Raw genomic sequence first — 25,640 nt, 5'->3', positions numbered from 1 at the left:
GAGCGCGGCGATGTAGAGACGTTCGTGGGGGTGGTCGCTACGCAGCAGGAGCGGGGCCTGCATCTGGGTAAGTTGCCATTCGGCCTCGGCATAGCGCTCCAGGTCTTCCTGCGTCACCGGATCGTGTCGTACGCGGTCTTCGCCCTTGCCCATGCTGTATTCCCCCTCAGTAAGTTTGACTGTAGACCTTGATCAGGTCATTGCGGAAGTTGCTGTGTGGATTACCGGGTTTCTGCTCTTTGATAGTGCTGATATGCGCCCGCATGTAAACGTTGATGGTGCGGTCATTGACTTCCAGGATGATGTCGGGCACGAACATATTAGTTGTGTTGGCGATTTCCTCACGCCGCAGGTGGTGTCGGATCAGGCCATCCTTGAAGATCTCGGCCATGTCCACTTCCGCGCGATGCGGGGCGCCGTCCCGGGAGCGCCAGGTGACGATGGCCGGAGGCGGGAAGTTGCGGATGGCCAAGTACCCGGCGGACAACAATTTTTCGAGCGGACGCCCGTAGGATTCAACGGATGGACTGGGCGTATCCGAGCCATGCGGAAAGCCTTTGTACAGAATGGTGCAGCTTTGAGTATTGAAACAATAAGCGCCGAAATTATGCGCGGTGAACTTCAACGGCCATTCCCACAAGGTGGCCTTGGGGCTGCTTTCCGTCGTGGCGTCTGGGGCGGCATCGGGATCGGGCTGGGTGTGATTCATGGCGGAAGTGCATCCGGTGCTGGCGATCAACAGGACGCCCGTGGCGAAGTGCAAGGCGCGAGGGAAAGAAAGGATTGACATGCCGGTCTCCTTGTCATCCTGGGCCGTTTCTAGCATCAGGCGCCGCCGCCTGCAAGCCGGTATTGCAATGGGCGGCGAATAGGTTGCCGCTACGCGCAATGGCGTTCGTATCCGGGGCGGTTGTTCGGTAGGGGGATAGGAGAACCGATGTAAGGGCGTGGGTGGTTCATGAGCGGGGTTTTATCCATAAGCCCTGTTGGAATCGGTCCATGGCCCGTTGTCCCGGAATGATCATGTCCGACTGATTGGTTTCGGGAGTAACAGGGAGGGAGAGTGCGTATTCGATCAGGTCGTCGTCACGAACCACGAATCGGCTGATTTCCACTGCGGCCTGCCCGGGGGTGGTCGCGTAGACGAAATGCGACGTAGGGAAGCAGAGGGAGCCAAGCCGACCGCCGGTGATCATTTCCAAGCCTTCACCCAGCGGTGTGGATGTGCGGATGAAGGATATGGCATGTCCATTGGCATTGGTTTTCTGCATGTCGATGACGGCCGAAAGCACGGCGACCGGATTGCCGTGCATGCTTTCCGGTAGCCGTGTGACTACGTAAGCGGCGGTGAACGGTGGCATGCCGTCACGGGTCAGCAGCACGTAACTATCGTCCACGCCGCGATCGGTCGAATGGAGGCGCGTCATCGCGGTCCAGTCGCGGTAATCGGCCATGGTGTTGAAATCGACGAGATAGCCCGTTTCCCCGACCGGAAGCATTCCATTCGACCAGATGGCCTCCCGTTGTGGGTGGGCGTGCATGGTGAAGATGCTTCGTGCGTCGACCGAACAACTCTGCATGCTGATTTCCATCGCGTTGTAGATCGGTCGGTTGGGGGGATCCGACGCTTTGGCAGTGAGGTGCGAAAGTACCGAGGCGGCAAGCATGAAACGCGAGGCGGTTTTCTTCATCAAGATGCCCTCCCCCATGGCTGGAAAGCGCCTGTCGATGGATGAAGGCTACTGGAAAACCGTCTGGGCAGCGCATGGAATTGGGCGCTAAACTTGCCCATTACCCCATACTCCCGGAGTGGCGATGTTCTCCCGCAGCATCCGTATCGAAGATTTCGACCCCGAACTGGCTGACGCCATCGCCGGTGAAGTGCGTCGCCAGGAAGACCACGTCGAGCTGATCGCCTCGGAGAACTATTGCAGCCCGGCGGTGATGGAGGCGCAGGGCAGCCAACTGACCAACAAGTACGCCGAAGGCTATCCGGGCAAGCGCTACTACGGCGGCTGCGAGTTCGTGGATGTCGCCGAGCGGCTGGCGATCGAGCGGCTCAAGCAGCTTTACGATTGCGACTACGCCAACGTGCAGCCGCACTCCGGTTCGCAGGCCAACCAGGCGGTGTATCTGGCCCTGCTGGAGCCGGGCGACACCATTCTCGGCATGTCGCTGGCCCACGGCGGGCATCTCACTCACGGCGCCAAGGTCAATGCCAGCGGGAAGCTGTTCAACGCCGTGCAGTACGGTGTGAACGGCGATGGCCTGATCGATTACGACGCGCTCGAGCGTCTCGCCCTGGAGCACAGGCCGAAGATGCTGGTCGGCGGTTTCAGCGCCTATTCGCAAGTGGTGGACTGGGCGCGGATGCGCGCCATCGCCGACAAGGTGGGCGCGATCTTCTTCGTGGACATGGCGCACGTCGCCGGCCTGGTCGCGGCGGGCGTGTATCCCAGCCCGCTGCCGCATGCCCACGTGGTCACTTCCACCACCCACAAGACCTTGCGCGGCCCGCGCGGCGGCATCATCGTGGCCAGGAACGCCAGCGAAGAACTCGTCAAGAAGCTGCAATCCATCGTTTTCCCGGGTATCCAGGGCGGGCCGCTGATGCATGTCATCGCGGCCAAGGCGGTGGCGTTCAAGGAGGCGCTCGATCCCGCGTTCGGCGAATACCAGCGGCAAGTGGTAAAAAACGCCAAGGCGATGGCCGAGGTGATCATCGCCCGTGGCTACAAGATCGTCTCCGGCGGCACCGAGAACCACCTGATGCTGGTGGACATGATCGGCAAGGAAGTCAGCGGCAAGGCGGCCGAGGAAGCGCTGGGCAAGGCGCACATCACCGTCAACAAGAACTCGGTGCCGAACGACCCGCGTAAGCCTTTCGTTACCTCGGGCCTGCGCCTGGGCACGCCGGCGATCACCACACGCGGCTACAAGGAGCCGGATTGCGTGGCGCTGGCGCATTGGATATGCGACGTGCTGGACAATCCCGGCGACGAGAACGTCATCCGAGGCGTGCGCGAGAGCGTCGAGCGGCAGTGCGCCCGGTTCCCGGTGTACGGATAAACCTTGCACTGCCCCTTCTGCCAGCACCCCGATACCCGCGTGATCGATTCGCGCGTCAGTGATGACGGCGCGACGATCCGCCGCCGCCGCGAGTGCGAGGCTTGCGGCGAGCGGTTCTCCACGTTGGAGACCATCGAGCTGAAGCTGCCGGCGATCATCAAGTCCGACGGCCGCCGCGAGCAGTTCGACGCCCGCAAGCTGCGCCAGAGCTTCGACCGCGCCCTGCACAAGCGCCCGGTTTCGGAGGAGCAGATCGAGGCGGCGGTGCGCGCGGTGGTGCACGACTTGCGCATGGCCGCCGAGCGGGAACTGGCCTCGCGCCGGGTCGGCGAATTCGTGATGCAGGAGCTGCGCAAGCTCGATCAGGTGGCTTTCGTGCGTTTCGCCTCGGTCTACCGCGCCTTCGAGGACGTCGAGGATTTCCGCGAGGAACTCGATCGCCTGCAACATGAGATGCCCGGTGATAGCCAACTGCCCTTGCTCGAAGGCAAACCGGCGCGGCCACAGAAGGAGAAGAAACGATGAACGCCTTCGCGCCCGCATCCGACAGGTTGCGGGCCTCATGGGCGTTGCCGTTGTGTGGCGCGCCGCCCGCCACCGATATCGGCGGCCATCGCCGGTGGCCCGGCGAGATGGAAACCGTCGCCGGGTTTCAGCCTGGGCCCGATGGAGCGCCTGGCTGTCGGCTGCCGATAGGGGGAGCGAAGATGGAAGCCGCCGCCCGGCGACGTCGTTCCGGCGAATGGATGTCGGAGGCCGGTGGCGCCTCCATGGCGGTGAATTTCAACCTCGACGAGGACGGTCGCCCGAAGCCGCTGGATGGCGGCCTCCACGGTTCGCATGCCCCGTATGCCCACGACTGAATTCACCGCCTTCGACCACGAAACGATGGCGCGCGCGCTGCGTCTGGCCGAGCGTGGCCGTTTCACCACCAAGCCCAATCCGATGGTCGGCTGCGTGCTGGTGAAGGCCGGCGCGGTGGTCGGCGAGGGCTGGCACCGGCACGCCGGCGGCGCGCATGCGGAAATCCACGCGCTCGACGCGGCCGGCGAAGACGCGCGCGGCGCCACCGCTTACGTGACGCTGGAGCCTTGCGCGCACGTCGGCCGTACCGGGCCGTGCGCCGACGCGTTGATCGAGGCGGGGGTGAGCAAAGTGATCGCGGCGATGCGCGACCCGTTTCCGAAGGTGGATGGCGCCGGCTTCGACAAACTTCGTGGCGCCGGTATCGAGGTGGCATCCGGGCTGATGGCGGCGCAGGCGCGTGAACTCAACCGCGCCTTCTTCTCGCGTATCGAACGTGGCCGGCCGTGGCTGCGGATCAAGCTGGGCGTCAGCCTGGATGGCCATACCGCGCTGGCCAGCGGCGAATCGCAATGGATCACCAGCCCCGAGGCGCGTGAGGATGTCCACCACTGGCGGGCGCGTTGCGGCGCGCTCCTGACCGGCGCCGGCACCGTGCTGGCCGACGACCCGCATCTCACCGTGCGCCTGTCCGATGGCGCGGATTTCGTCCCGCCGCTACGGGTGGTGCTGGACGCCGGGCTCGCCACGGTCGCTCGCGGCAACGTCCGTCGGGGCGATGGGGCGACACTCTATTTCCATGCCCCCGATGCCAAACCGCCGCGCGGCATCGATCTGCTTCGGCATCCCGTGGCGCTGGCCGGTGGCCAGCTTGACCTGGCCGCGGTGCTGGCCGAACTCGCCCGCCGCGAGATCAACGAAGTGCAGGTCGAGGCCGGCGCGACGCTGGCTGGCGCCTTCCTGCGCGCCGGGCTGGTGGACGAAGTGCTGCTCTATCTCGCGCCGGTGCTGCTGGGCGAGCAGGCCCGGCCGATGTTCGGCGGCCTCGGTATCGATCGCATGTCGGACGGGCAGCGGCTCAAGTTGCTCGATCTGCGCCAGATCGGCCCCGATCTGCGCCTGCTGATGGCGCCGGGTGCCGGGAACGCCGGTGGCGACGTGTAGGATGGCCTGCCCGCGGTTGCGGGAACGGCCCGTGGACTCACAGCGATGCGTACACTGAGAAGAGTCAAGATATCCGGTTTCAAATCCATCGCCTCGGCGAAGTTGGATTTCACCGATCTCAACGTGGTGATAGGCGCCAATGGCTCGGGCAAGTCGAATTTGATTTCGGTATTCAAGCTGCTCGAACGGGTGCTTTCGCGCAACTTGCAAAGCTATGTGGCAAGCGATCCCGATCGCCTGCTTCATCATGGCCGCAAGGTCACTCCTTCGTTGTCGATCGATTTTTCCTTCGACCAGAATGCTTATGGCTTCACTCTGCGTACCGAACAGGACACGCTGGTGTTCGAAGAAGAGCGGGTGAAGTACAGCGGCTTCTGGGAATACGAAAAGCCGATCGCCAAAGGGCATCGCGAAAGTAAGCTGGAAGAAGCCGCCGAGTCGTACAAGAACAAGATCCCCAAGCACGTATTCCCTCAGGTGCGGGGGCTTGCGGTCTATCACTTTCACGACACTTCGGATTCTTCGCCGGCGAAACAGGCCGCGGATGTGTCGGACAACCGCGTCCTGGCCCGTGATGCGGCCAATCTGCCGGCTTATCTCTACTGGCTGCAGGAGGCCCATCCACTGCATTTCCGGCGGATCGAGGAAAGTATCCGGATAGTGGCGCCGTTCTTCGACCGTTTCGTGTTGGAACCGTTGAAGCTCAACGAGCGCAAGATCAAGCTGGAATGGCGTCAGCGCGGCTCCGATGCCTATTTCGATGCCTATGCACTGTCGGATGGCACGTTGCGCTTCATCTGCCTTGCCACCCTTTTATTGCAGCCCAACCCGCCGGCGCTGGTGTTGCTGGACGAACCGGAACTGGGCCTTCACCCTTTCGCCATCCGTGTACTGGCCGACATGCTGGAAGATGCCTCGACCCGGGCGCAGGTCGTCCTTGCCACGCAATCGGTCACTTTGCTTGACCAGTTCAGGCCCGAACAGGTAATCGTTGCCGAGCAGCGTGAAGGCAGCACGTGGTTCGAGCGTTGCGACGCAGAACGCCTCGCCGAATGGCAGAAGACGTTCAGTCTGGGTGAACTCTGGGAAAAGAACGTGCTGGGGGGGCGGCCATGACGCGCCTGCTTGTGTTGGTGGAAGGGCAGTCGGAGGAAGCGTTCGTCAAGCGGCTGCTCGCACCGCATCTCGAACGGTTTGACGTTTATGTCCGTCCCGTTTTGCTGTGGACACGCTGCGAGCCACAAGAGGGCGGCTTTCGTGGCGGTGCCACGAGCTGGCGGCAGATACGCGAGAGCCTGCTTCCTCTGCTCGGCGATGGCAACGCCTGGGTGACCACCTTGCTTGATTTCCACGCTCTGCCGGCGGATTGCCCAGGGCACGAATTTTCTGATTGCCCCGATATTCATATGCGTGTTCAGCGTCTCCAGCATGCCTGGGCGGGTAGCTTCAAACATGCCCGGTTCATTCCCTTCCTGGCGTTGCACGAATTCGAAGCCTGGATGTTTTCATCTCCCGATGTCCTGGCCGAGCATTTCGGAAACCCGGAAATCTCCGTGCAAGTGAATGAGTTGCTGCTCGAATGTGGTGGCGCGGAACGCATCAATCATGGCCCGGAGACCCACCCCAAGGCGCGTTTGCGCGTGCTGGCAGGTAGTTATCGTGAAACGCTGGATGGCCCGCTTGTGCTTGAAAAGACCGGTTTGCAAGTAGTGAGAGCGCAGTGCCCGCATTTTGCCGCTTGGCTCGAAAGACTGGAGGCCCTGGGAGGGGCTGGAGAGGAGATGCCCCTATGTTCACCGGCCTGATCCAGGGCGTTGGCCGCCTCGACAAGACCGATGCCTTCGGCGATGACGTCCGCCTGCATGTCGCCACCGGCAGCCTGCCCTTCGACGCGGCACGGCTGGGCGAAAGCATCGCGGTGAATGGCGTTTGCCTGACCGTGGTGGCCTTCGATGCCGCTTCGTTCGCCGCCGATGCCTCGACCGAAACCCTCGCGCTCACCACGCTCGGTCAACTGCGCCCGGGCGCCGCGCTGAACCTGGAGCGCGCGTTGCTGCCCACCGACCGCCTCGGCGGGCATCTGGTCAGCGGCCATGTCGATGGCGTCGGCCGCGTATTGGCGGTGTGGGAGGACGCGCGCGCCCAGCGCTGGCGTTTCTCGTTGCCGGCCGCGCTGGCGAGATACGTGGCGAAGAAAGGCTCCATCTCGGTCGATGGCGTCAGTCTGACCGTCAACGAAGCGGGCGAGGACTTCTTCGAAGTCGCCTTGATCCCACATACCGTTTCGCACACCGCTTTCGCCGAAACTAGGGTCGGCGACGCGGTCAACCTCGAAATCGACCTCATGGCGCGCTATGCCGAGCGCCTGCTCGACAGCCGCGCCGGCTGAGTGGTACTTCGTCCTTCGTTTCCCCATTTCTTTCGGAACAACGCCCGCCATGTCCTTCGCCAGCATCCCCGAACTCCTCGACGAAATCCGCGCCGGTCGCATGGTGGTGATCGTCGATGACGAAGACCGCGAGAACGAGGGCGACCTCATCATGGCCGCCGAACTGGTCAAGCCCTCCGACATCAACTTCATGGTGACGCATGCGCGCGGCCTGGTCTGCCTCTCGCTGACCCGCGAGCGCTGCCGCCAGCTCGGCCTGCCGCCGATGGTGCGCGACAACACCTCGCCGCACCACACCAATTTCACCGTCTCGATCGAGGCCGCCGAGGGTGTCACCACCGGCATCAGCGCTTACGACCGGGCGCACACCATCCGTACCGCGGTGCGTCCCGACGCCAGCGCGGAAGACCTCGCGCAGCCCGGCCACATATTCCCGCTGATGGCGCAGCCCGGCGGCGTACTGAGCCGGGCCGGCCACACCGAGGCCGCCGCCGACCTGGCGCTGCTGGCCGGGTTGGAGCCGGCCGGCGTGCTGGTGGAAATCCTCAATGCCGATGGCTCGATGGCGCGCCGCCCGCAACTGGAGGTGTTCGCGCGCGAGCACGGCCTCAAGATCGGCTCGATCGAAGCGCTGATCCGCCACCGGCTGGAGAACGAGCACACCATCGAGCAGGTCGATAGCCGCATGATCGATACCGACCACGGCCCGTTCCGCCTGCATACCTACCGCGACCGGCTGAGCCACGGCCTGCATTTCGCCTTGCAACGCGGCGAGGCCGATGCGGCGGCGCCGACCCTGGTGCGGGTGCAGATGCAGAACGCGCTGTCGGATGCGCTGCATTGGCGGCGCGAGGATTTCGGCCCGCTGACCGGCGAGGTGCTGGCGGCGATCGCCGAGGCCGGGCAGGGGCTGCTGCTGCTGCTGTCGGATGCCGCATCGCCCGACGCCCTGCTGGCCCGCCTGCGCAACGAGCCGGCCGTGCCGGCGCCGCATGCCGCCGAGTGGCGCCGCAACGGCGCCGGCAGCCAGATCCTCGCCGACCTGGGCTACGGCAAGTTGCGCGTGCTCGGCACCCCGCGCAAGCAGGTCGGCCTGGGCGGCTTCGGGCTGGAAGTGGTCGAGTACGTCGCACCCGCCGCCTGAATCCCGTCCCGGGCGCGGCGCTACAATGGCCGGCCCGCTTCACGAGTCATGTTCATGCCTAGTTTCGAAGGCGACCTGCGCGCCCCTGAGGGCGCCCGCTATGCGGTCATCGCCAGCCGTTGGAATGCCCGCATCACCGAGGCGCTGATCGAAGGCGCGCGCAAGGCGATGAAGGATCACGGCGTGGATGAAGCCTTGGTCGATGTCTTCCGCGTTCCCGGCGCTTGGGAGTTGCCATTGCTGGCCGCGCGCCTGGCCGCGCGCGGAGGCCATGCCGGCATCGTCGCGCTCGGTTGCGTGGTGCGTGGTGATACCCGCCATTTCGAGCACGTCGCCGATGGCTGCTCGGAAGGCTTGATGGACGTGGCGATGGAGTTCGGCCTACCGGTCGCCAATGGCGTGCTGGCGGTGGACCGCATCGAGGATGCCGAGGCGCGCGCCGGCGGCAGCCACGGCAACAAGGGCGAGGAAGCGGCGATGGTGGTGATCGAGATGTCCGACCTGCTGGAGCGCCTGGCATGAGGCCGCGGCCCGCCCGCCCGCATGGCGTCGACCCGGTGCACCGCACCCGCGCCCGCCGCCGCGCGATGCAGGCGCTCTACGCCTGGCAGCTGTCCGGTGGCACGTCGCAGCAGGTGATCGCCCAGTTCGCCCACGAACAGGCGCACGAGATCGCCGATCTCGAATACTTCGAGGACCTGGTGCGCGGGGTGATGACGCACACCGCCGAACTCGACGCCGGTCTCGTCCCGCACCTCGACCGCACGGTGGAGGAAGTCGATCCGGTCGAGCGCGCGGTGCTGCGGATCGCCGCTTATGAATTCAAGCATCGCCTCGACGTGCCGTACCGCGTGGTCATCAACGAGGCGATCGAGACCGTCAAGCGGTTCGGCGCCGAGCACGGCCACACCTACGTCAACGGCGTGCTGGACAAACTGGCCGCCGACTGGCGCGAGGTGGAAGTGCGGGCGGGCAGGGCGAAATAGCCCACCGGTGGCGCGAGCGCGGCGCCAGAGTTCATCGTATGCTCGCCGCTCTCGCATTGGGTGGAACTGGAAAGCCATGAAGGAAAGCCGCGACTATGTCGACCTGTCGCTGCATGCCGTCGAATGTTTCCTCAACGGCGGCGGCATCGACGAACACGAATGGCAGGCGTTGATCGATATCGCCGAGCGTGACGGTCTCATCGATGCCAACGAGATTCGCGTGCTGGAAAACCTCATCGCCCGGGGCCGGCCGGACGAGCTGAGTCCGGCGGTGCGCGGCAAACTCGCCGAGATCAAGGCGAAGCTCGAAAGCGCGCGCTGACCGCGCATGGCCGAATTCGATTTGATCGAGCGGATACGAGTACGCGCCGCCCGGCGCGGCGACGTGCCGCTCGGCATCGGCGACGACGCCGCGCTCGTCGCGCCGCCGCCCGGCATACAGCTCGCCATCGCCACCGACACGCTCAACGTCGGCGTGCATTTCCCACCGGAAACCGCCGCCTTCGACATCGGCTGGAAGGCGCTGGCGGTCAATCTCTCCGATCTGGCCGCGATGGGCGCGGAGCCGGCCTGGGCCAGCCTGTCGCTGTCGCTGCCGGAGAGCGACGTGGCCTGGCTCGATGCCTTCCTCGATGGATTCGGCGAACTGGCCGCGCGCCACGGCGTCGCGCTGATCGGCGGTGATACCACCCGTGGGCCGCTGTCGGTCTGCGTCAATGTGGTGGGATTCGTCGCGCCGGGCCGCGCCATGCGCCGCGATGCCGCGCGGGTGGGCGATGAAGTCTGGGTCAGTGGCACGCTCGGCGATGCGGCGGCGGCCTTGTCGCTCTGGCGCGCGGGCCGGGACGTTCCACCGGCGTTGCGCGAGCGGCTCGACCGGCCGGTACCGCGAATCGCGCTGGGCCATGCGCTGGCGGGCATCGCCCATGCCGGCATCGATGTTTCCGATGGCGTGCTGGCCGATCTCGGCCATGTCGCGGCGGCAAGCGGCGTGCGCATCGAGGTCGAGACCGGTGCGCTGCCGGCTTCCAGTGCGCTTGCAGCGTTCGACGTCGACACTCGCCGCCACTGGCAGGCCACCGGGGGCGATGACTACGAGCTATGCTTCAGCGCGCCGCCGGAGGCGCGCGGGCGGGTCGAGGCGCTGGCCGCGCGCATGGGCGTGCGCGTGAGCCGCATCGGCCGGGTGGGGGCGGGTGCCGGTGTGCGCGCTTTCGCAGGTGGGGAACCTTGGGTGCCGGCGCGTACCGGCTACGCGCATTTTTCCGGCTGAGTGCCGCGTTCAATCGTCGGCGCGGAAGGCGTCGCGCAGCCATTCCAATGCCGGCGCCGCGATGTCGCCGGAGGCCGCGACCACATCGAAACGCGCGGGCAGGGCGGCCCACTGCGGATGGGCGGCAAGAAAGCGGCTGGCGGCACGCACCAGCCGCCGGCGCTTGGTTGGGGTGATCGAGGCCGCCGCGCCGCCGAAGCCGTCATCGGCGCGGAAGCGCACTTCGATGAAGACCAGGGTTGCGTCGTCGCGCATCACCAGATCCAGTTCGCCATCGCAGTAGCGCTTGTTGCGCGCCAGAAACCGCAGACCGCGCGCGCGCAGATATCGTTCGGCGGCGGCCTCGGCCGCGTGTCCGCTGTGGCGGTGGTCAGCGGACACCGTACGGCATCGCCACGCCACCGCGTAATTCCGACCAGCCGGGGGTACGCAGCACGTTGCCGAAGCCATCGAGTCGCAGCGTGCCGGTGGCGCCGGCGAGGCCGCCTTCGCGCGGGTTGGCGAGGCGCTCCAGATAGGCGGTGATCAGCCAGGCGTCGTAGCCGAAGGCGAACAGGCGCCCCGCCGCCCCGCGCGCGGTGGGTGTCAGCGCGCCGGGGTTGACCGGCAGGCCGGGCAGATGGCCGCTGCGCAGGGCCTCGCTGGGGAAGACGATGCCGTCCAGCAGCGCGGCCTGTTCGGCATCGCCGGCGCCGTTGGCGATCTGCGAGACAGCCATCCGGCGCGCGCCAGCCAGCGCCGGCTGCTGCTGGATGAAAGGCATCGCCGCGCGCGCCTGCTCCCCGCGCGCGGCGAAATACAGCGCGTTGATTTCGCCCTTGGCCACGGCGCCTGCGAGCGCGCCGGGTAGGCCGGCGTTGTCGCCGGCGAGCGTGATCATCTCGACCACTTCGCCGCCGCGTGCATTCAGGCGTTCGCGGAAGGCGTTGGCGGTGCGGCGCATGGTGTCGTCGCCGGCGGCCAGCAGCACCAGGACGCGCGGCGCTTTGCGCGACATCAGGAATTCGGCGGCGGCCACGCCCTCGTCTTCCGGCGCCAGAGAAAAGCTGGTGCTGCCGGCCGGCGGATTGGCATGGCCGCGGTTCAGCCCCAGCATCGGCACCGGCAGCGCGCCATGCGTGAACAGCGCCTCGACGCCATTACGGTCGAGCGGGCCGATCACGAAGTCGGCGCCTTCGCCCACCGCGCGCTGGTAGGCCGCCATGGCGCCTGGCGCGGAGTCGTAGAAAACGATCGGTGGCCGGGCGCGGGTCTCGGCGTAATAGCCGGCCAGCAGACCGTCGCGCACCGGCTTTGCCGCCGCCGCCAGGCTGCCCGAAAGCGGCAGCAGCACGGCCAGCTTGCGAGGTGGGCGATAACCGTCGCGGTCGGCAGGGGCGCGGTCATCGAACTTCCAGCCGTGGTCGAACGGGTGCGGTGGCGTCAGGCCGCGATTCAGCATCGCCCGGCCGGCAATGGGATACAGCGGATCGTTGGCGGCCAGCGCGATGGTGTGGCGCGAAAGGGCGGCATCGTCGAGAGAAGCCAGCAGCGCTTCGATCCGCGCCGTGTTGCCGCGCGCATCGGTCTGGGCGAGCTGATGGGCCTCGGTGAAGGCCGGCGAGGTCGCCGCTTCCCGCTTCACCGGGGCTTGCGGGCCGGTGGCGCAACCGGCCAGCCAGGCCAGACTGATGGCGAGGGCGAAATGCTTGAGGGCGACGCGCATGTCTCGATCCTTGCGGGGAACGGCTAGGATTCTAACCGCGCATCCCGTGGAGAAACGATTGAATCCCGCAGCCTTCGGCACCTTGCATGTGGTCGCCACCCCGATCGGCAATCTGGGCGATTTCAGCCCGCGCGCCGCCGATACCCTGCGCGCGGTCGCCGCGATCTGCGCCGAGGACACCCGCCGCACCCGCCCGCTGTTGCAGCAGGCCGGCATCGCTACCCCGCTTATCGCCCTGCACGAACACAACGAGGACGAATTGGCCGCCCGGCTGGTGGCGCGTCTGCGGGCCGGGGAGTCGCTGGCGCTGGTGTCCGACGCTGGCACGCCGCTGATCAGCGACCCCGGCTATCGGCTGGTGCGCGCCGCCCGCGAGGCGGGCTTGCGGGTCTCGCCGGTACCGGGGGCCAGCGCGTTGATCGCCGCGCTTTCGGTGGCCGGGCTCGCCAGCGACCGCTTCGTGTTCGAAGGTTTTCTGCCGGCCAAGGCCGGCGCCCGCCGCGAGCGCCTGCAATGGCTGGCCGCCGAGCCGCGCACGCTGATCTTCTACGAATCGGCGCACCGCATCCTGGATTTTCTGGCCGATGCCGCCACGGCTTTCGGTGCCGAACGCCATGCCGTGGTCGCGCGCGAGCTGACCAAGCTGTTCGAAACCGTGCTTGATGGCGGATTGGGCGAATTGCGCGGCCGCATCGAGCGCGACCCGAACCAACAGAAAGGCGAGTTCGTGGTACTGGTCGAGGGCGCGCCGGGGGATGCGCTGGCGAAGCTGGCGGAAGGCCGTCGCGTCTACGCCAAACTGGCCGAGCATCTGCCGCCCTCGAACGCCGCCCGGCTGGCCGCCGAACTCACCGGCGCACCGCGTAAGGCGCTGTATGGCGGGAAGGCGGCGGCGGGCGAATAGATGCGGCCCGCTTTCTTTCATGGCGTGCGGCGTCGGTTCGCTGGCCATTCTGCTGATGGGGGCTGGGCGGTGGCACGGCGACAGACCGGGAAGCCGATCCCCCACTTGCGCGACACCATTCGCTAATACGACACCAATGGAAACGGCGATCCGCGTACTGCCCCCTTGCCCGCGGATGGAGCCGATGCGGATGCGGGCGGTGGCGTTAAAAGTCGTGGCCGCCGGTAGCCTGGAGCATTGAGCGTTTTCATCGCGAAGCCACGAGACCATGAAGCCATGAAGCCATGAAGCCATGAAGCCATGAAGCCATGAAGCCATGAAGCCATGAAGCCATGAAGCCATGAAGCCATGAAGCCATGAAGCCATGAAGCCACGAAGCCACGAAGCCACGAAGCCACGAAGCCACGAAGCCACGAAGCCACGAAGCCACGAAGCCACGAAGCCACGAAGCCACGAAGCCACGAAGCCACGAAGCCACGAAGCCACGAAGCCACGAAGCCACGTGGCGGGCTTCGTGCGAGAATGCCCGCGGCGGAGTCGGCCAGACAGTCGCGTCACCCTCGCGGGTGCCGAGGAAAGTCCGGGCTCCACAGGGTGCGATGCCAGGTAACGCCTGGGCGGCGCGAGCCGACGGAAAGTGCAACAGAAAGATACCGCCACGCGAGTGGTAAGGGTGAAATGGTGCGGTAAGAGCGCACCGCGAGCCGGGCAACCGGCCGGCACGGCAAACCCCATCGGGAGCAAGACCAAATAGGGAGTCATGGCGTGACCCGCGTCGGCTCCGGGTAGGTTGCTGGAGCCCCGCAGCGATGCGGGGCCGAGAGGAATGACTGTCCACGACAGAACCCGGCTTACCGGCCGGCTCCGCCATTTCCGTATCGCGACGGTGGGAAATGCGTCCCGCAACCTCTCGTGTATAAATCCCGCCACGGAAATCCGCAGACCATCATCCTGGCGGGCCAACGTGCGCACCTGCCGGCGGCTGCAAGGGCAAGGCAACGCCACCGCTGCCGAATCCGAACTGATCCACTTCGGCTCGCGCAGCGTCGGCGGTTTTGCCGGCGCCGGCCTGGGCATGACGGTGGGGGCCGCCGTCGGGGTCGAGACCGGCCCGGGGCTGCCGCTCACCGGCGCGGCTGGCGGCGTCGTTGGTGTCCTGGCTGGCGACCAACTGGCCGAATGGACAGACCGCCGCCGCATCCATCGCCAGCCGGATGGGCAGGGCCACGTCTGGCACTACGACCCGAATGCCCCCGGCCAAGGTTGGCAACGCCGGGCGCCCATCGACGCCAGCCTCGATCAAATCGACAACCCGACTCCCGATCCCGACCCCGACCCCGACCCCGACCCCGACCCCGACCCCGACCCCGACCCCGACTCCGACTCCGACTCCGACTCCGACTCCGACTCCGACTCCGACTCCGACTCCGACTCCGACTCCGACTCCGACTCCGACTCCGACTCCGACTCCGACTTCGACCCTCGGCTTGCTGCGCGCCTTACCGGCCCTGGCCAACCAACTCAACTACCAGGCCAGCGGCACCTCGGCCGAACGGGTGCCGGGGCCCCGCCCAGGCCGCGCGAGCCGTTCGTGCAGGCGCACACCGATCTGGAAGAACGCCAGCGGTGAGCACGTCATGGCCGATGGGAAGCCGGGGGAGAAGAATCCCGCCGAGTGAGGGCGGCGGCTTGGCGCACGCGTGGCGGAAGCCGGCCATTCCGCATCGTGGCCGTGGGCGATGCCTGAGCCTTGAGCCGAAGCCAGCGGTTGCATCTCGCGGGCATGCCGGAGGCTTGGTCCTGTTGGGGGCGTGCCTCGTACTCGTCCGGAAAGCCCCATCCCTCGGGCAGGCAGTAAGCTCGGCGGCATCGACTGGTATCCAATCCCGCGCATGATTCGGAGGTTCCTTAATTTCTTCCGTCTTGTGGCCGGTCCGGTGCCTGCCGATCAAGGGCCGGACGAGGGGATTTCCGGGGCGTCTGGCCCCCGGTTTCCACGCATTTTTGCGCCTTCGGTAGCCTGAACAGGCGGGGGTGTCCGGGTGGCGCGCATTCATAAATCAAGCTGAATGAAAGGTGTCCGGTCTTGCCTGGTGAGACGGAACAACAGCTTGTGGAAAAACCTTTGAGCAACTTCTGAAGTTGAGCGCAAGTTATTGATACGTCAGGTGAAATTTCCGGGAAAAGCTGTTGACAAGGGTGTGGGTGAAACCTAAGGTGGCGAAAAGTGGGATGAGTGGGAATTTAGTGGGATTCCGTGTCATCCTGTCATCCAGCCCAGAGCCGTTTGCCGATTCCCAATGTTTCAGGGCGAGACCGCCATCACCATCGACGACAAGGGTCGTCTGACCATTCCCACCGCTCATCGCGAGCAGGTGGCGGCTGCGTGCGCGAATCAATTGGTGATCACCTACAACCCGTTCGAGTCCGGGTGCCTGTTCGTCTATCCGCGCGCGGAGTGGGAGCGGGTGCGGGACGAGGTGAACGCCTTGCCGAGCGCGCTCAGCGCCCATCGCCGCATGCAACGCATGCTGGTCGGCTCGGCGGTGCCGGTGGAGCCGGATGCCAACGGCCGCATTGGCATCCCCGCCAGCCATCGCGGCGCGGTGGGGATCGAGAAGAAGGCGGTGCTGCTCGGCATGGGCGGCAAGTTCGAGTTGTGGAGCGAGCAGGCGCATTACGCGCAGATCCGCCAGGTGGTCGGTGACGACGACCTGAGTCCGCAGATGATGGAATTGCGGCTGTGAGCGCCGCTCCGGCCGCCGCTCCGCCAGTACCCGCGCATCTCCCGGTGTTGTACGCCCAGGTGCTGGCGGGTTTGCGTGTGCGTGCCGATGGCGTTTATCTCGACGGTACGTTCGGCCGCGGTGGTCATGCCGCCGGGGTGCTGGCGCAGCTCGGCGATTCGGGCCGCCTGCTGGTCATGGACAAGGATGCCGCCGCGATCGCCGAAGCCGAGGCGCGTTTCGGCGCCGATCCGCGCGTGGCGATCCGCCACGGCAGCTTCGCCGCGCTGGGCGAATGGGCCGCCGCCGATGGCCTGGATGGTGTGCTGTTCGACCTGGGGGTGTCCTCGCCGCAGTTGGACGAGGCCGGGCGTGGTTTCAGCTTCAACAAGGATGGCCCGCTCGACATGCGGATGGATGCGTCCGCCGGCGAAAGCGCGGCCGGGTGGATCAACCGTGCCGACGAGCGCGAGATCGCCGAGGTGCTGTGGCGCTACGGCGAGGAGCGCATGAGCCGGCGCATCGCCCGGGCGGTCGTCGCCCGGCGTGGCGCACAGCCGATCACCCGCACCCGCGAACTGGCCGAACTCATCGCCGCGCAGGTGCCGCGCGGCAAGGATGCCAGCCATCCGGCGACGCGCAGCTTTCAGGCCATCCGCATCCACATCAATCGCGAGCTGGACGACCTGGAAGCCGGACTCTCCGCCGCCCACGACGCGCTGAAGCCGGCGGGGCGGCTTGCCGTCATCAGCTTTCATTCGCTGGAGGATCGCATCGTCAAGCGCTTCATGGCGGCTCGGGCGAAGGCCCCGCCCGCCGACCGCCGCTTGCCCGCGCGCGATGACTTCCGGCCCTCGCTCAAGCTGGTCGGCGGCGCGATCAAGGCCGATGCCGAGGAGAGCCGCGCCAATCCGCGCGCGCGCAGCGCGGTGCTGCGAGTGGCCGAGAAGCTGGAGGACGCGGCATGAGCCTGCGCTTCCTGGTGGTGCTGTTGCTGGTGCTGGACGTGGCCAGTGCGGTCGCGGTCAGCACCGCGCGCCATCGCCATCGCCAGTTGTTCGTCGAGCTGAACCGGCTGGAGAGGGCGCGTGACGAGCTGGAGATCGAATTCAACCAGTTGCAGCTGGAGCAGGCGACCTATGCCGAAAGCACCTTGATCGACCGCATCGCCCGCGAGCGGCTCGGCATGGTGGCGCCGGTGGCCAACGAAATCGTGGTGGTGCGGCCGTGAGCGCGCGCAATGGCCGCCGCCCGCCCGCCCGTCCACCCGCCGCCCATGGCGGCCGTGGCGGTTTCGACGTGCAAAAGCGCGTGCTGATCGTCGCTGGTGGGCTGGCGTTGTGCGCGGTGGCGCTGGTCGGGCGCGCCGCCTACGTGCAACTGGTGGACAGCGAGTTCTACCAGCGGCAGGGCGACGAACGCTTCCTGCGTGATGTCGAGGTCGCCGCCACGCGCGGCATGATTACCGATCGCAACGGCGAGCCGCTGGCGATATCGACGCCGGTGGAGTCGGTCTGGGTCAACCCGCAGGCGCTGGCCGGCAATCCCGAGGGTATCCGTCGCCTCGCCGCCGCGCTGGAGATTTCCGAGGAGGCCCTGGGCCGCAGCATCTCGCAGAAGGCCGGTAAGGAGTTTCTCTGGGTCAAGCGGCGGATGAACCCGGCGCTGGCCCGGCGCGTGCTGGCGATGGGTATTCCCGGGGTGTATTCGCAGCGCGAGTTCCGCCGGTTCTATCCGCAGGGCGAAGCCTTCGCCCACGTGCTCGGGTTCACCAACGTCGACGACTACGGCCAGGAGGGCGTGGAGCTGGCGCTGGACGACTGGCTGCGCGGCAAGCCGGGCCTGAAGCGGGTGATCCGCGATAACCGTGGCCGCTTCGTCGAGAACGTCGACCTGTTGCGCGCGGCCGAGCCGGGCAAGGACGTGGCGCTGACCATCGATCGCCGCATCCAGTACCTGGCCTACCGCGAACTGAAGACGATGATCGAGGACAGCGGCGCGGTCAGCGGCTCGGCGGTGGTGCTCGATGTCAACACCGGCGAAGTGCTGGCGATGGCCAATCTGCCTTCGTTCAACCCCAACAACGTCGGCGTCGCCAACCGGGAGGCGCACCGCAACCGTGCGCTCACCGACCTGCTGGAGCCCGGCTCGACGATCAAGCCGCTGACCGTGGCGGCGGGGCTGGAGTTGGGCGTCATCAAGCCCGATTCGGTCTTCAACACCAGCCCGGGCTGGATTCCGAACGGCAAATACCGCACCACCGATACCCGCAATTACGGCACGCTGACCACCACCGGGCTGATCCAGAAAAGCTCGAACGTCGGCATGGCGCTGATCTCGCACAAGCTCAACAATCAGCAGTTGTACGACTTCCTGCACAAGTTCGGCTATGGCCAGCGTACCGGGATCGGCTTTCCCGGCGAGGCGGCCGGCCTGCTGCCCGCGCCCGGTCGCTGGGACGGCACCCGCAAGCAGGTGATGTCCTACGGCTATGGCTTCAACGCCACGCCGGTGCAGATCGCCCACGCCTACGCCACGTTGGCCAACGGTGGCGTCGCGGTGCAGCCGACCTTCGTCAAGGACAAGCAGGGCGAGCGCAGGCAGGTGCTGGACCCGGGGATCGCCCGCACCGTGCTGCGGATGATGCAGACCGTGACCGAGCCGGGCGGCACCGCCACCCGCGCGGCGATCCTGGGCTATCACGTCGCCGGCAAGACCGGCACCACGCGCAAGGCCAGTGGCGGCGGTTATTCGCGCCGCTACGTCGCTTATTTCGCCGGGGTGGTTCCGGTGGAGCGTCCGCGCTACGCGATGGTCGTGGCGGTGGACGACCCCGATCCCGCCAAGGGCTATTACGGTGGCCTGGTATCGGCGCCGGTGTTCCGCAACGTGATGGAAGGAACGTTGCGATTGATGGATGTGCCGCCGGACGACATCGAGACCTGGATCGCCGCGCAGGCCAAGCTGCCCAATGCCGCCTCGGTATCGGCGCGCGGTGCGCCGGCCGCGACGTTGGCGACCGCCGCCAACGTCGCGCCGCGCAAGCCGGCCTTGCCCCGGCCGCTGCCGGAACCGCTGGAGGAAGACCGATGAGCCGGGCGATGCCGCTGGCCGAACTGCTGCCGGAGGTGGCCGGGATTCCCGCCGCGCTGGAGATCCACGGGCTGGCGATGGATAGCCGCGAAGTGCGTCCCGGCGATGCCTTCGCCGCGCTGTTGCCGGCGCGGCAGGAAACGCCGGCCAGCCACGGCCTCAATTTCGTCGCCCAGGCGCGCGCCGCCGGCGCCGTCGCCGTGCTGTACGACCCCGCCGATGGCGTCGCCGCGCCGGCCGATGCCATCGCCGTGCCCGGTCTGCGCGAACGGCTGGCGGCGCTGGCCGGGCAATTCCACGGCCACCCCTCGCGGGCGATGACGCTGATCGGCGTGACCGGCACTAGCGGCAAGACCTCGACGGTGCAGTTGCTGGCGCAGGCATTGAGCCACGCGGGTATCCGCACCGGCACCATCGGCACGCTGGGCGCCGGCCTGTTTGGCGAAGAGGTCGCCACCGGGTTCACCACCCCGCTGGTGCTGCGCACCCACGCTCTGCTGGCCGAGCTGCGCGATGCCGGCGCCGGGGCGGTGGCGATGGAGGTCAGCTCCCACGCGCTCGACCAAGGCCGCGTGGAGGGCGTCGAATACGACATCGCCGTGTTCACCAACCTCACCCGCGACCATCTCGATTATCACGGCGACATGCGGCACTACGGCGAGGCCAAGGCGCGCCTGTTCCGCTGGCCGGGATTGCGGGCGGCGGTGATCAATCGCGACGACGCCTTCGGCGCCGGATTGCTGGCGGAACTGCCGCCGAGCGTGCGCGGCATCGGCATTTCCGCTTCCGGCGATGCCGCCGCCGACATCGCCGCCAGCAACGTCGCGCTGGATGCGCGCGGCATCGGCTTCGACCTGCGCATTGGCGATCGCGCGGCGCGGGTACGGTCGCCGCTGCTTGGCCGCTTCAACATCGACAACCTGCTGAGCGTGGCCGGCGTGCTGCTGGCGCGCGGGGCCGGTTTCGGCGAGATCGTCGCCGCGCTGGAGGCGTTGCGGCCGGTGGCCGGGCGTATGAACCGGCTGGGCGGCGATGGCCGCCTACCGCTGGTGGTGGTCGATTATTCGCACAAGCCCGACCCGCTGGAGCAGGCGTTGCACTCGCTGCGCGCGCACTTGAAGGGCGGGCTGACCTGCGTGTTCGGCTGCGGTGGCGAGCGCGACCGAGGCAAACGCCCGCAAATGGCGGCGATCGCCGAGGCCAATGCCGAACACGTGATCGTCACCGACGACAATCCGCGCGGCGAGGATGGCGACGCCATCGTTGCCGGGATCGTCGCCGGCTTCGCCCATCCCGAGCGCGCCACGGTGCTGCGCGACCGCCGCGAGGCCATCGAACGGGCGATCCGCGCGGCGGGCGCGGACGACATCGTGCTGATCGCCGGCAAGGGCCACGAGACTTACCAGGAGGTGCGGGGCGTCAAGCATCCGTTCGACGACCTGGCGGTGGCAAAGGCGGTGCTGGAGGCGTGCGCATGAAGCCGATGACGCTTGCCCGGCTTGCCAGCCTGTGCGCCGGCCGCGTGCTCGGCGATGGCGAGACGGTGGTGGATGGCATCGCCAGCGACACCCGCAAGCTGCCGGTGACGGGCCTCGCCTCGCCGCTGTTCGTCGCGCTCGAGGGGGCCAGCTTCGATGGCCACGCGCACGTCGCCGCCGCTGCCGAGCGTGGCGCGGTGGCCGCGCTGGTGTCGCGCGAAGTGGCTGCCGGCATCGCGCAGATCGTCGTCGCCGACACCGAGCGCGCGCTGGCCGACATCGCCCGCGCCTTGCAGGCCGCGCGCGCCGGCAAGGTGCTGGCGATCACCGGCAGCAACGGCAAGACCAGCGTGAAGACCTTGTTGCTGTCGATCCTCGGTCAGGCCGGCGGCGCTTACGCCAATCCCGGCAACTTCAACAATGAAATCGGCCTGCCGCTGTCGGTGATCGCCGCGCCGGAGGATGCCCGCTTCTACGTCTACGAGATGGGGGCCGGCAAGCCCGGCGACATCGCCTATCTGACCGCGATCGTGACGCCGGAGGTATCGCTGGTGAACAACGTCGCGCCGGCGCACCTCGCGCGCATGGGTAGCTTGCTGGCGATTGCCGAGACCAAGGCGGCGGTCTACGACGATCTGGCCGCGGGCGGCACCGCCGTGATCAATGCCGACGATGCCTACGGCCGTTATTTCGAATCGCGCGCGGCCGGTCGCCGTGTGCTGCGTTTCGCGTTGGAGGCGAGTGCCGAGGTGAGCGCCGCCGAGGTCGTGCTCGATGCCGGTGGCTCGCGTTTTCGCCTGCGCACGCCCGCTGGCGATGCCGGCATCCGCCTGCATCTGCCCGGCCGCCACAACGTCGCCAACGCGCTGGCCGCGGCGGCGATGGCGCTGGCCGTCGGGGTCGACATCGAGCATGTCCGGCGCGGGCTGGAAAGCGCCCGCCCGGTGCCTGGCCGTCTGGCCGTGCGCCGTCTCGCCTGCGGCGCGCGGTTGATCGACGACAGTTACAACGCCAACCCCGGTTCGCTCGCCGCCGCCATCGACACCCTCGCATCCGTCGAGGGCGAAGGCGAGGGCTGGCTGGTGCTGGGCGAGATGCGCGAACTGGGCGTGGACGAGGTCGGGCTGCATGCCGAGGCCGGCCATCGGGCCAAGGCCGCCGGGATCGCCCGGCTGTACGCGATCGGCGCGCTGGCCGGAGCCGCCGCCGAGGCGTTCGGCGACGGCGCGCGCCGCTTCGATTCACATGCCGAACTCGCCGGCGCGCTGCGCGGCGAATTGCGCGAGGGCGTTCGCGTACTGGTGAAAGGCTCGCGCGGCAGCGCGATGGATCGCGTGGTCGCCGCGCTGCTGGCAGGGGAAAACGCCGATGCTGCTTGAACTCACCCGCTGGCTGGAGCAGTTGCAGGGCCACTTCGGCCTGTTCCAGTACCTGACCTTCCGCGCCATCCTCTCGGCGCTGACCGCGCTGGCGCTGTCGTTGTGGTGGGGCCCGTCGGTGATCCGCTATCTGGCCTCGCTGAAATCGGGTGGCCAGCCGATCCGCAGCGACGGCCCGCAATCGCACTTCTCCAAGGCCGGTACGCCGACCATGGGTGGGGCGCTGATCCTGATCACCATCCTGGCCTCGGTGCTGCTGTGGGGCGACCTGCGCAACAAGTACGTCTGGGTGGTGCTGGTGGTGATGGCCGGCTTCGGCGCCATCGGCTGGTGGGATGACTGGATCAAGATCGTCAAGCGCGACCCCAACGGCATGCGCTCGCGCACCAAGTACGCGTTGCAGTCGTTGCTGGGCCTGATCGCGGGCATCTATCTCTACGTGTTCGCCGACGTGCCGGCGGCCACCACGTTCTACGTGCCGCTGTTCAAGTCGGTGGCCTTGCCGCTGGGCGGGATCGGTTTCGTCGCCATCGCCTATTTCTGGATCGTCGGCTTCTCCAACGCGGTCAACCTGACCGATGGCCTGGATGGCCTGGCGATCATGCCGACGGTGATGGTGGCCTGCGCGCTCGGCGTGTTCGCCTATGCCTCCGGCCACGCCGAATTCTCCAGGTACCTGCAAATCCCGGCGGTGCCGGGCGCGGGAGAGTTGCTCATCATCTGCACCGCGATCGCCGGCGCGGGGCTGGGTTTCCTGTGGTTCAACACCTATCCGGCGATGGTGTTCATGGGCGATATCGGCGCGTTGGCGCTGGGCGCGGTGCTCGGCACGCTGGCGGTGATCGTGCGCCAGGAACTGGTGCTGGTGATCATGGGCGGGTTGTTCGTCATCGAGACGCTCTCGGTGATGATCCAGGTGGCGAGCTTCAAGCTCACCGGCAAGCGGGTGTTCCGCATGGCGCCGATCCACCACCACTTCGAGCTGAAGGGCTGGCCAGAGCCACGGGTGATCGTGCGCTTCTGGATCATCGCGGTGGTGCTGGTGCTGATTGGCTTGGCCACGTTGAAGGTGCGCTGATGGACGGACGTTTCGACGCCGCCGCCCGCCAGGCCACCCGCTTGGATGCGATCAAGGGCCGCTTCGACCCTTGGCTGCTCGCCTGCATGCTGGCGCTGGCCGCGTTCGGTTTGGTGATGGTGGCTTCCAGCTCGCTGGCGGTGGCCGACAGCCGTGGTCTGCCGCCGCTGCATTATTTCCATCGCCATGCCGCTTATCTCGCCGCCGGCATCGCGCTGGCCGGGCTGGTGATGGCGAAGGGCGACGTGCGCCGGGTCGAGCAATACGGCCGGATACTGCCGTTGCTGGGCGTGCTGCTGCTGCTGCTGGTGCTGATCCCGGGCCTGGGCCACACCGTCAAGGGCGCGCGGCGCTGGATCAATTTCGGCCCGATCGGCTTCCAGCCGGCCGAGGCGGTGAAGCTTATCGTGATCGTCTGGCTGGCGAGCTATCTGGCGCGCTTCTCGGACGAGGTGAAAGGCTCCTGGGCGTCGATGTTCAAAGCCTTCGGCATCGCGCTTGCGCTTTCGGTCATTCTGCTGCTGGTACACAAGGACTTCGGCACCAGCGCGCTGGTGCTGGCGATCACCGCCGGCATGATGGTGCTGGGTGGCGTGCATTTGCCGCGAATGATCCTGCCGGTGCTCGGTCTGATGCCGCTGGTGGTGGGGATGATCCTCATGGAACCTTACCGCGTGCAGCGCATGATCTCCTTCAGCGACCCGTGGAAGGACCCGTTCGGCAGCGGTTACCAGTTGACCAACGCGTTGATGGCGGTCGGCCGCGGCGAGTTCTGGGGCGTCGGCCTTGGCGGCTCGGTGCAGAAGCTATCCTACCTGCCGGAGGCTTACACCGATTTCATCATGGCGGTGATCGCCGAGGAGCTTGGCTTCGTCGGCGTGTGCCTCGTGGTGGCGTTGTATGTGCTGCTGGTCGGGCGGATGTTCTGGCTTGGCCTGCAATGCGTGGACATGCGCCGCAACTTCTCCGGCTATCTGGCGTTCGGCATCGGCCTGTGGATCGCGATGCAGGCGTTCGTCTCGATCGGCGTCAACCTCGGCATCCTGCCGACCAAGGGTCTGACCCTGCCGCTGGTTTCGTCCGGCGGTTCCAGCATCCTGGTCACTTGTGTGGCCTTCGGCCTGCTGCTGCGCATCTCGTGGGAACTGGAGCGGGCGAAGCGCCAGGTCGCGCTGCGCCGCGAGGCCATGCCCGTCGCGCCGGCCGTCCAGCCGGTGGCGCCGTCCGCCGCACCGTCCGCGACGGACCGGCCCGGGCGCGTCGCGCGCGCCGTTCGCCACGAATATGCCGCCCACTTGCGAATGGCGTTGGCGAAGTTGTTCGAACGCCCGCGCACCGGCCTGCGCGCGGCCCGCATCGAACCTTCCTTCGGAGGCACGTCCGGCCAATGAAGCACGACGCGCCCGTGATGATCCTCGCCGGCGGCACCGGCGGCCACATCTTCCCCGGCCTGGCCGTGGCGAAGGCGCTGGCCGAGCGTGGCGTGCCGGTGGTCTGGCTGGGGGGCGATGGCGGGATGGAGACCCGGCTGGTGCCTCCGCATGGCATCGCCATCGAGACCATCGGCGTCAGCGGCGCGCGCGGCAAGGGCACGGCGAAGCTGCTGGCATTGCCATTCAAGCTGCTCGGCGCGGTACGCGCGGCCGGCGCGATACTGAGGAAGCATCGCCCGCGCGCGGTGCTGAGCTTCGGCGGTTATGCCGCCGGCCCCGGCGGCCTGGCCGCCAGGCTGGCGGGCATCCCGCTGTTGGTGCACGAACAGAACCGCGCCCCGGGCCTGACCAACCGGGTGCTGTCGAAGCTGGCCGGCACGGTGATGACCGGTTTCCCCGGCACCTTCGCCGGCGAGCGGGTGCTCGGCAACCCGGTGCGGGCCGACATCGCCGCGCTGCCGGCGCGCGACGCCCCGCCGGACCGACCGCTGCGGCTGCTGGTGATCGGCGGTAGCCAGGGCGCGCGCGCGCTGAATCTCGCGCTGCCGCGGGCGTTGGCGAAATTTTCGCCGGCCGAATTCAGCATTCGCCACCAGTGCGGCGAGAAGATGCTCGACGAAACGCGCCGGGCCTATGCCGAGGCCGATCTCGATGTGCGGCCCGAAGCTTTCATCGCCGACATGGCCGCCGCCTACCGCGCGGCCGACCTCCTGATCTGCCGCGCCGGCGCGCTCACCCTGGCCGAGGTCTGCGCCGCCGGCGTGGCCTCGCTCCTGGTGCCGTTCCCGCAGGCGGTGGACGATCACCAGACCCGCAACGCCGAATACCTGGCCGAGCGCGGCGCGGCGCGGCTGGTGAGGCAGTCCGATGCGCTGGCCGCCGACCTCGAACGTGAGCTGGCCACGCTGGCCGCCAATCCCGCCCGCCTTCAGGCGATGGGGCGGGCGGCGAAGGCGCTGGCGAAACCCGATGCCGCCGAGCGCGTGGCCGATGCCGTATTGGAGGCGGCCCGGAA

At 67.4% G+C, this 25,640-nt stretch carries 26 protein-coding genes, 1 other RNA gene and 1 pseudogene; 24 read left to right on the top strand and 4 right to left on the bottom strand.

What is annotated here, in order from left to right:
• Nucleotides 1–166 precede the first annotated feature (166 nt).
• Together EBB59_RS03435 and EBB59_RS03430 are read right to left on the bottom strand one after the other, a co-directional pair.
• Nucleotides 167–739: a hypothetical protein gene (locus EBB59_RS03435; RefSeq protein ID WP_211327680.1), complete on the bottom strand. Its 573-nt coding sequence runs from the start codon at nt 737–739 to the stop codon at nt 167–169.
• A 217-nt stretch (nt 740–956) separates the two neighbouring features.
• A complete protein-coding gene (locus tag EBB59_RS03430) occupies nt 957–1,691 on the bottom strand; it encodes a hypothetical protein (protein WP_147455492.1) in 735 nt (244 codons plus the stop codon).
• A 124-nt stretch (nt 1,692–1,815) separates the two neighbouring features.
• On the opposite strand from EBB59_RS03430, the gene glyA reads away from it, so the two are divergent.
• From glyA to thiL, 12 genes are all read left to right on the top strand, one after another.
• Complete coding sequence (glyA, locus tag EBB59_RS03425; protein ID WP_122100741.1) at nt 1,816–3,069, top strand: serine hydroxymethyltransferase; 1,254 nt, start codon at nt 1,816–1,818, stop codon at nt 3,067–3,069.
• Nucleotides 3,070–3,072: 3 nt separating this feature from the next.
• Entirely contained in the window at nt 3,073–3,594 is a 522-nt protein-coding gene (gene nrdR, locus EBB59_RS03420) for a transcriptional regulator NrdR (protein ID WP_122100740.1), read from the top strand.
• Between the two features lie 182 nt (nt 3,595–3,776).
• The gene (locus EBB59_RS14170) at nt 3,777–3,932 is read left to right on the top strand and encodes a hypothetical protein (RefSeq protein WP_245978970.1); all 156 of its coding nucleotides are present in this window, start codon (nt 3,777–3,779) and stop codon (nt 3,930–3,932) included.
• Nucleotides 3,919–5,037, top strand: coding sequence for a bifunctional diaminohydroxyphosphoribosylaminopyrimidine deaminase/5-amino-6-(5-phosphoribosylamino)uracil reductase RibD (gene ribD, locus EBB59_RS03410; protein ID WP_245978967.1), 1,119 nt, complete (start codon nt 3,919–3,921; stop codon nt 5,035–5,037). The genes EBB59_RS14170 and ribD overlap by 14 nt, the downstream gene beginning before the upstream one ends.
• 45 nt (nt 5,038–5,082) lie before the next feature.
• Nucleotides 5,083–6,153, top strand: a complete 1,071-nt coding sequence (locus EBB59_RS03405; protein WP_122100737.1) for an AAA family ATPase — start codon at nt 5,083–5,085, stop codon at nt 6,151–6,153.
• Nucleotides 6,150–6,842 carry a DUF4276 family protein gene (locus tag EBB59_RS03400; protein ID WP_122100736.1) on the top strand — a complete coding sequence of 231 codons (693 nt, stop codon included), beginning with the start codon at nt 6,150–6,152 and terminating at the stop codon, nt 6,840–6,842. The genes EBB59_RS03405 and EBB59_RS03400 overlap by 4 nt, the downstream gene beginning before the upstream one ends.
• On the top strand, nt 6,827–7,426 hold the full coding sequence (locus EBB59_RS03395; protein ID WP_122100735.1) for a riboflavin synthase: 600 nt from the start codon (nt 6,827–6,829) through the stop codon (nt 7,424–7,426). Before EBB59_RS03400 ends, EBB59_RS03395 begins: the two co-directional genes overlap by 16 nt.
• 49 nt (nt 7,427–7,475) lie before the next feature.
• Entirely contained in the window at nt 7,476–8,570 is a 1,095-nt protein-coding gene (gene ribB, locus EBB59_RS03390) for a 3,4-dihydroxy-2-butanone-4-phosphate synthase (RefSeq protein ID WP_122100734.1), read from the top strand.
• 54 nt (nt 8,571–8,624) lie between these two features.
• Nucleotides 8,625–9,092 (top strand): 6,7-dimethyl-8-ribityllumazine synthase, encoded by a 468-nt coding sequence (gene ribH / locus EBB59_RS03385; RefSeq protein WP_122100761.1) that lies wholly within the window; start codon nt 8,625–8,627, stop codon nt 9,090–9,092.
• Entirely contained in the window at nt 9,089–9,556 is a 468-nt protein-coding gene (gene nusB, locus EBB59_RS03380; RefSeq protein ID WP_122100733.1) for a transcription antitermination factor NusB, read from the top strand. Before ribH ends, nusB begins: the two co-directional genes overlap by 4 nt.
• A 76-nt stretch (nt 9,557–9,632) precedes the next feature.
• The gene (locus EBB59_RS03375; RefSeq protein WP_122100732.1) at nt 9,633–9,878 is read left to right on the top strand and encodes a hypothetical protein; all 246 of its coding nucleotides are present in this window, start codon (nt 9,633–9,635) and stop codon (nt 9,876–9,878) included.
• 6 nt (nt 9,879–9,884) lie between these two features.
• On the top strand, nt 9,885–10,829 hold the full coding sequence (gene thiL, locus EBB59_RS03370) for a thiamine-phosphate kinase (RefSeq protein ID WP_122100731.1): 945 nt from the start codon (nt 9,885–9,887) through the stop codon (nt 10,827–10,829).
• 9 nt (nt 10,830–10,838) lie between these two features.
• Here thiL and EBB59_RS03365 read toward each other — a convergent pair whose 3' ends face one another.
• A complete protein-coding gene (locus EBB59_RS03365) occupies nt 10,839–11,210 on the bottom strand; it encodes a YraN family protein (RefSeq protein ID WP_342769024.1) in 372 nt (123 codons plus the stop codon).
• On the bottom strand, nt 11,200–12,534 hold the full coding sequence (locus EBB59_RS03360) for a penicillin-binding protein activator (RefSeq protein ID WP_122100729.1): 1,335 nt from the start codon (nt 12,532–12,534) through the stop codon (nt 11,200–11,202). The genes EBB59_RS03365 and EBB59_RS03360 overlap by 11 nt, the downstream gene beginning before the upstream one ends.
• 58 nt (nt 12,535–12,592) lie before the next feature.
• Between EBB59_RS03360 and rsmI the strand changes: the two genes are divergently transcribed.
• The 12 genes and pseudogenes from rsmI to murG form a co-directional block, all read left to right on the top strand.
• Nucleotides 12,593–13,438: a 16S rRNA (cytidine(1402)-2'-O)-methyltransferase gene (rsmI, locus tag EBB59_RS03355; protein WP_245978965.1), complete on the top strand. Its 846-nt coding sequence runs from the start codon at nt 12,593–12,595 to the stop codon at nt 13,436–13,438.
• Nucleotides 13,439–13,971: 533 nt separating this feature from the next.
• Nucleotides 13,972–14,308, top strand: an RNA gene (rnpB, locus tag EBB59_RS03350) — RNase P RNA component class A.
• A gap of 94 nt (nt 14,309–14,402) precedes the next feature.
• On the top strand, nt 14,403–15,068 hold the full coding sequence (locus tag EBB59_RS03345) for a hypothetical protein (protein ID WP_122100727.1): 666 nt from the start codon (nt 14,403–14,405) through the stop codon (nt 15,066–15,068).
• Nucleotides 15,069–15,738: 670 nt separating this feature from the next.
• Nucleotides 15,739–16,185 (top strand): division/cell wall cluster transcriptional repressor MraZ, encoded by a 447-nt coding sequence (mraZ, locus tag EBB59_RS03340; protein ID WP_122100726.1) that lies wholly within the window; start codon nt 15,739–15,741, stop codon nt 16,183–16,185.
• Nucleotides 16,173–17,132 carry a 16S rRNA (cytosine(1402)-N(4))-methyltransferase RsmH gene (gene rsmH, locus EBB59_RS03335; RefSeq protein WP_122100725.1) on the top strand — a complete coding sequence of 320 codons (960 nt, stop codon included), beginning with the start codon at nt 16,173–16,175 and terminating at the stop codon, nt 17,130–17,132. Before mraZ ends, rsmH begins: the two co-directional genes overlap by 13 nt.
• Nucleotides 17,129–17,395 carry a cell division protein FtsL gene (ftsL, locus tag EBB59_RS03330; RefSeq protein ID WP_122100724.1) on the top strand — a complete coding sequence of 89 codons (267 nt, stop codon included), beginning with the start codon at nt 17,129–17,131 and terminating at the stop codon, nt 17,393–17,395. Before rsmH ends, ftsL begins: the two co-directional genes overlap by 4 nt.
• Nucleotides 17,392–19,257, top strand: a complete 1,866-nt coding sequence (locus tag EBB59_RS03325) for a peptidoglycan D,D-transpeptidase FtsI family protein (RefSeq protein ID WP_122100723.1) — start codon at nt 17,392–17,394, stop codon at nt 19,255–19,257. The genes ftsL and EBB59_RS03325 overlap by 4 nt, the downstream gene beginning before the upstream one ends.
• Nucleotides 19,254–20,735, top strand: a complete 1,482-nt coding sequence (locus EBB59_RS03320; protein ID WP_122100722.1) for a UDP-N-acetylmuramoyl-L-alanyl-D-glutamate--2,6-diaminopimelate ligase — start codon at nt 19,254–19,256, stop codon at nt 20,733–20,735. The genes EBB59_RS03325 and EBB59_RS03320 overlap by 4 nt, the downstream gene beginning before the upstream one ends.
• The gene (locus EBB59_RS03315; RefSeq protein ID WP_122100760.1) at nt 20,732–22,114 is read left to right on the top strand and encodes a UDP-N-acetylmuramoyl-tripeptide--D-alanyl-D-alanine ligase; all 1,383 of its coding nucleotides are present in this window, start codon (nt 20,732–20,734) and stop codon (nt 22,112–22,114) included. Before EBB59_RS03320 ends, EBB59_RS03315 begins: the two co-directional genes overlap by 4 nt.
• The gene (mraY, locus tag EBB59_RS03310; RefSeq protein ID WP_122100721.1) at nt 22,104–23,192 is read left to right on the top strand and encodes a phospho-N-acetylmuramoyl-pentapeptide-transferase; all 1,089 of its coding nucleotides are present in this window, start codon (nt 22,104–22,106) and stop codon (nt 23,190–23,192) included. The genes EBB59_RS03315 and mraY overlap by 11 nt, the downstream gene beginning before the upstream one ends.
• Nucleotides 23,192–24,583, top strand: a complete 1,392-nt coding sequence (ftsW, locus tag EBB59_RS03305) for a putative lipid II flippase FtsW (RefSeq protein WP_122100720.1) — start codon at nt 23,192–23,194, stop codon at nt 24,581–24,583. Before mraY ends, ftsW begins: the two co-directional genes overlap by 1 nt.
• A pseudogene (gene murG, locus EBB59_RS03300) lies at nt 24,580–25,635 on the top strand (undecaprenyldiphospho-muramoylpentapeptide beta-N-acetylglucosaminyltransferase); the annotation flags it as partial. The gene ftsW and the pseudogene murG, both read left to right, overlap by 4 nt.
• Nucleotides 25,636–25,640 lie beyond the last annotated feature (5 nt).

This window comes from Solilutibacter pythonis (assembly GCF_003697345.1).
Classification (GTDB): Bacteria; Pseudomonadota; Gammaproteobacteria; order Xanthomonadales; family Xanthomonadaceae; genus Solilutibacter; species Solilutibacter pythonis.
Note: the sequence above shows the minus strand (reverse complement) of the source record. Positions and strands in the feature narration are given on the sequence as shown.

Coding starts and splice junctions, on each gene's coding strand:
- EBB59_RS03430 (WP_147455492.1), bottom strand. CDS start 1,691: ATGAAGAAAACCGCCTCGCGTTTCATGCTTGCCGCCTCGGTACTTTCG.
- glyA (WP_122100741.1), top strand. CDS start 1,816: ATGTTCTCCCGCAGCATCCGTATCGAAGATTTCGACCCCGAACTGGCT.
- EBB59_RS14170 (WP_245978970.1), top strand. CDS start 3,777: ATGGAAGCCGCCGCCCGGCGACGTCGTTCCGGCGAATGGATGTCGGAG.
- ribD (WP_245978967.1), top strand. CDS start 3,919: ATGCCCACGACTGAATTCACCGCCTTCGACCACGAAACGATGGCGCGC.
- EBB59_RS03405 (WP_122100737.1), top strand. CDS start 5,083: ATGCGTACACTGAGAAGAGTCAAGATATCCGGTTTCAAATCCATCGCC.
- EBB59_RS03400 (WP_122100736.1), top strand. CDS start 6,150: ATGACGCGCCTGCTTGTGTTGGTGGAAGGGCAGTCGGAGGAAGCGTTC.
- EBB59_RS03395 (WP_122100735.1), top strand. CDS start 6,827: ATGTTCACCGGCCTGATCCAGGGCGTTGGCCGCCTCGACAAGACCGAT.
- ribB (WP_122100734.1), top strand. CDS start 7,476: ATGTCCTTCGCCAGCATCCCCGAACTCCTCGACGAAATCCGCGCCGGT.
- ribH (WP_122100761.1), top strand. CDS start 8,625: ATGCCTAGTTTCGAAGGCGACCTGCGCGCCCCTGAGGGCGCCCGCTAT.
- nusB (WP_122100733.1), top strand. CDS start 9,089: ATGAGGCCGCGGCCCGCCCGCCCGCATGGCGTCGACCCGGTGCACCGC.
- EBB59_RS03375 (WP_122100732.1), top strand. CDS start 9,633: ATGAAGGAAAGCCGCGACTATGTCGACCTGTCGCTGCATGCCGTCGAA.
- thiL (WP_122100731.1), top strand. CDS start 9,885: ATGGCCGAATTCGATTTGATCGAGCGGATACGAGTACGCGCCGCCCGG.
- EBB59_RS03360 (WP_122100729.1), bottom strand. CDS start 12,534: ATGCGCGTCGCCCTCAAGCATTTCGCCCTCGCCATCAGTCTGGCCTGG.
- mraZ (WP_122100726.1), top strand. CDS start 15,739: ATGTTTCAGGGCGAGACCGCCATCACCATCGACGACAAGGGTCGTCTG.
- ftsL (WP_122100724.1), top strand. CDS start 17,129: ATGAGCCTGCGCTTCCTGGTGGTGCTGTTGCTGGTGCTGGACGTGGCC.
- EBB59_RS03320 (WP_122100722.1), top strand. CDS start 19,254: ATGAGCCGGGCGATGCCGCTGGCCGAACTGCTGCCGGAGGTGGCCGGG.
- EBB59_RS03315 (WP_122100760.1), top strand. CDS start 20,732: ATGAAGCCGATGACGCTTGCCCGGCTTGCCAGCCTGTGCGCCGGCCGC.
- mraY (WP_122100721.1), top strand. CDS start 22,104: ATGCTGCTTGAACTCACCCGCTGGCTGGAGCAGTTGCAGGGCCACTTC.
- ftsW (WP_122100720.1), top strand. CDS start 23,192: ATGGACGGACGTTTCGACGCCGCCGCCCGCCAGGCCACCCGCTTGGAT.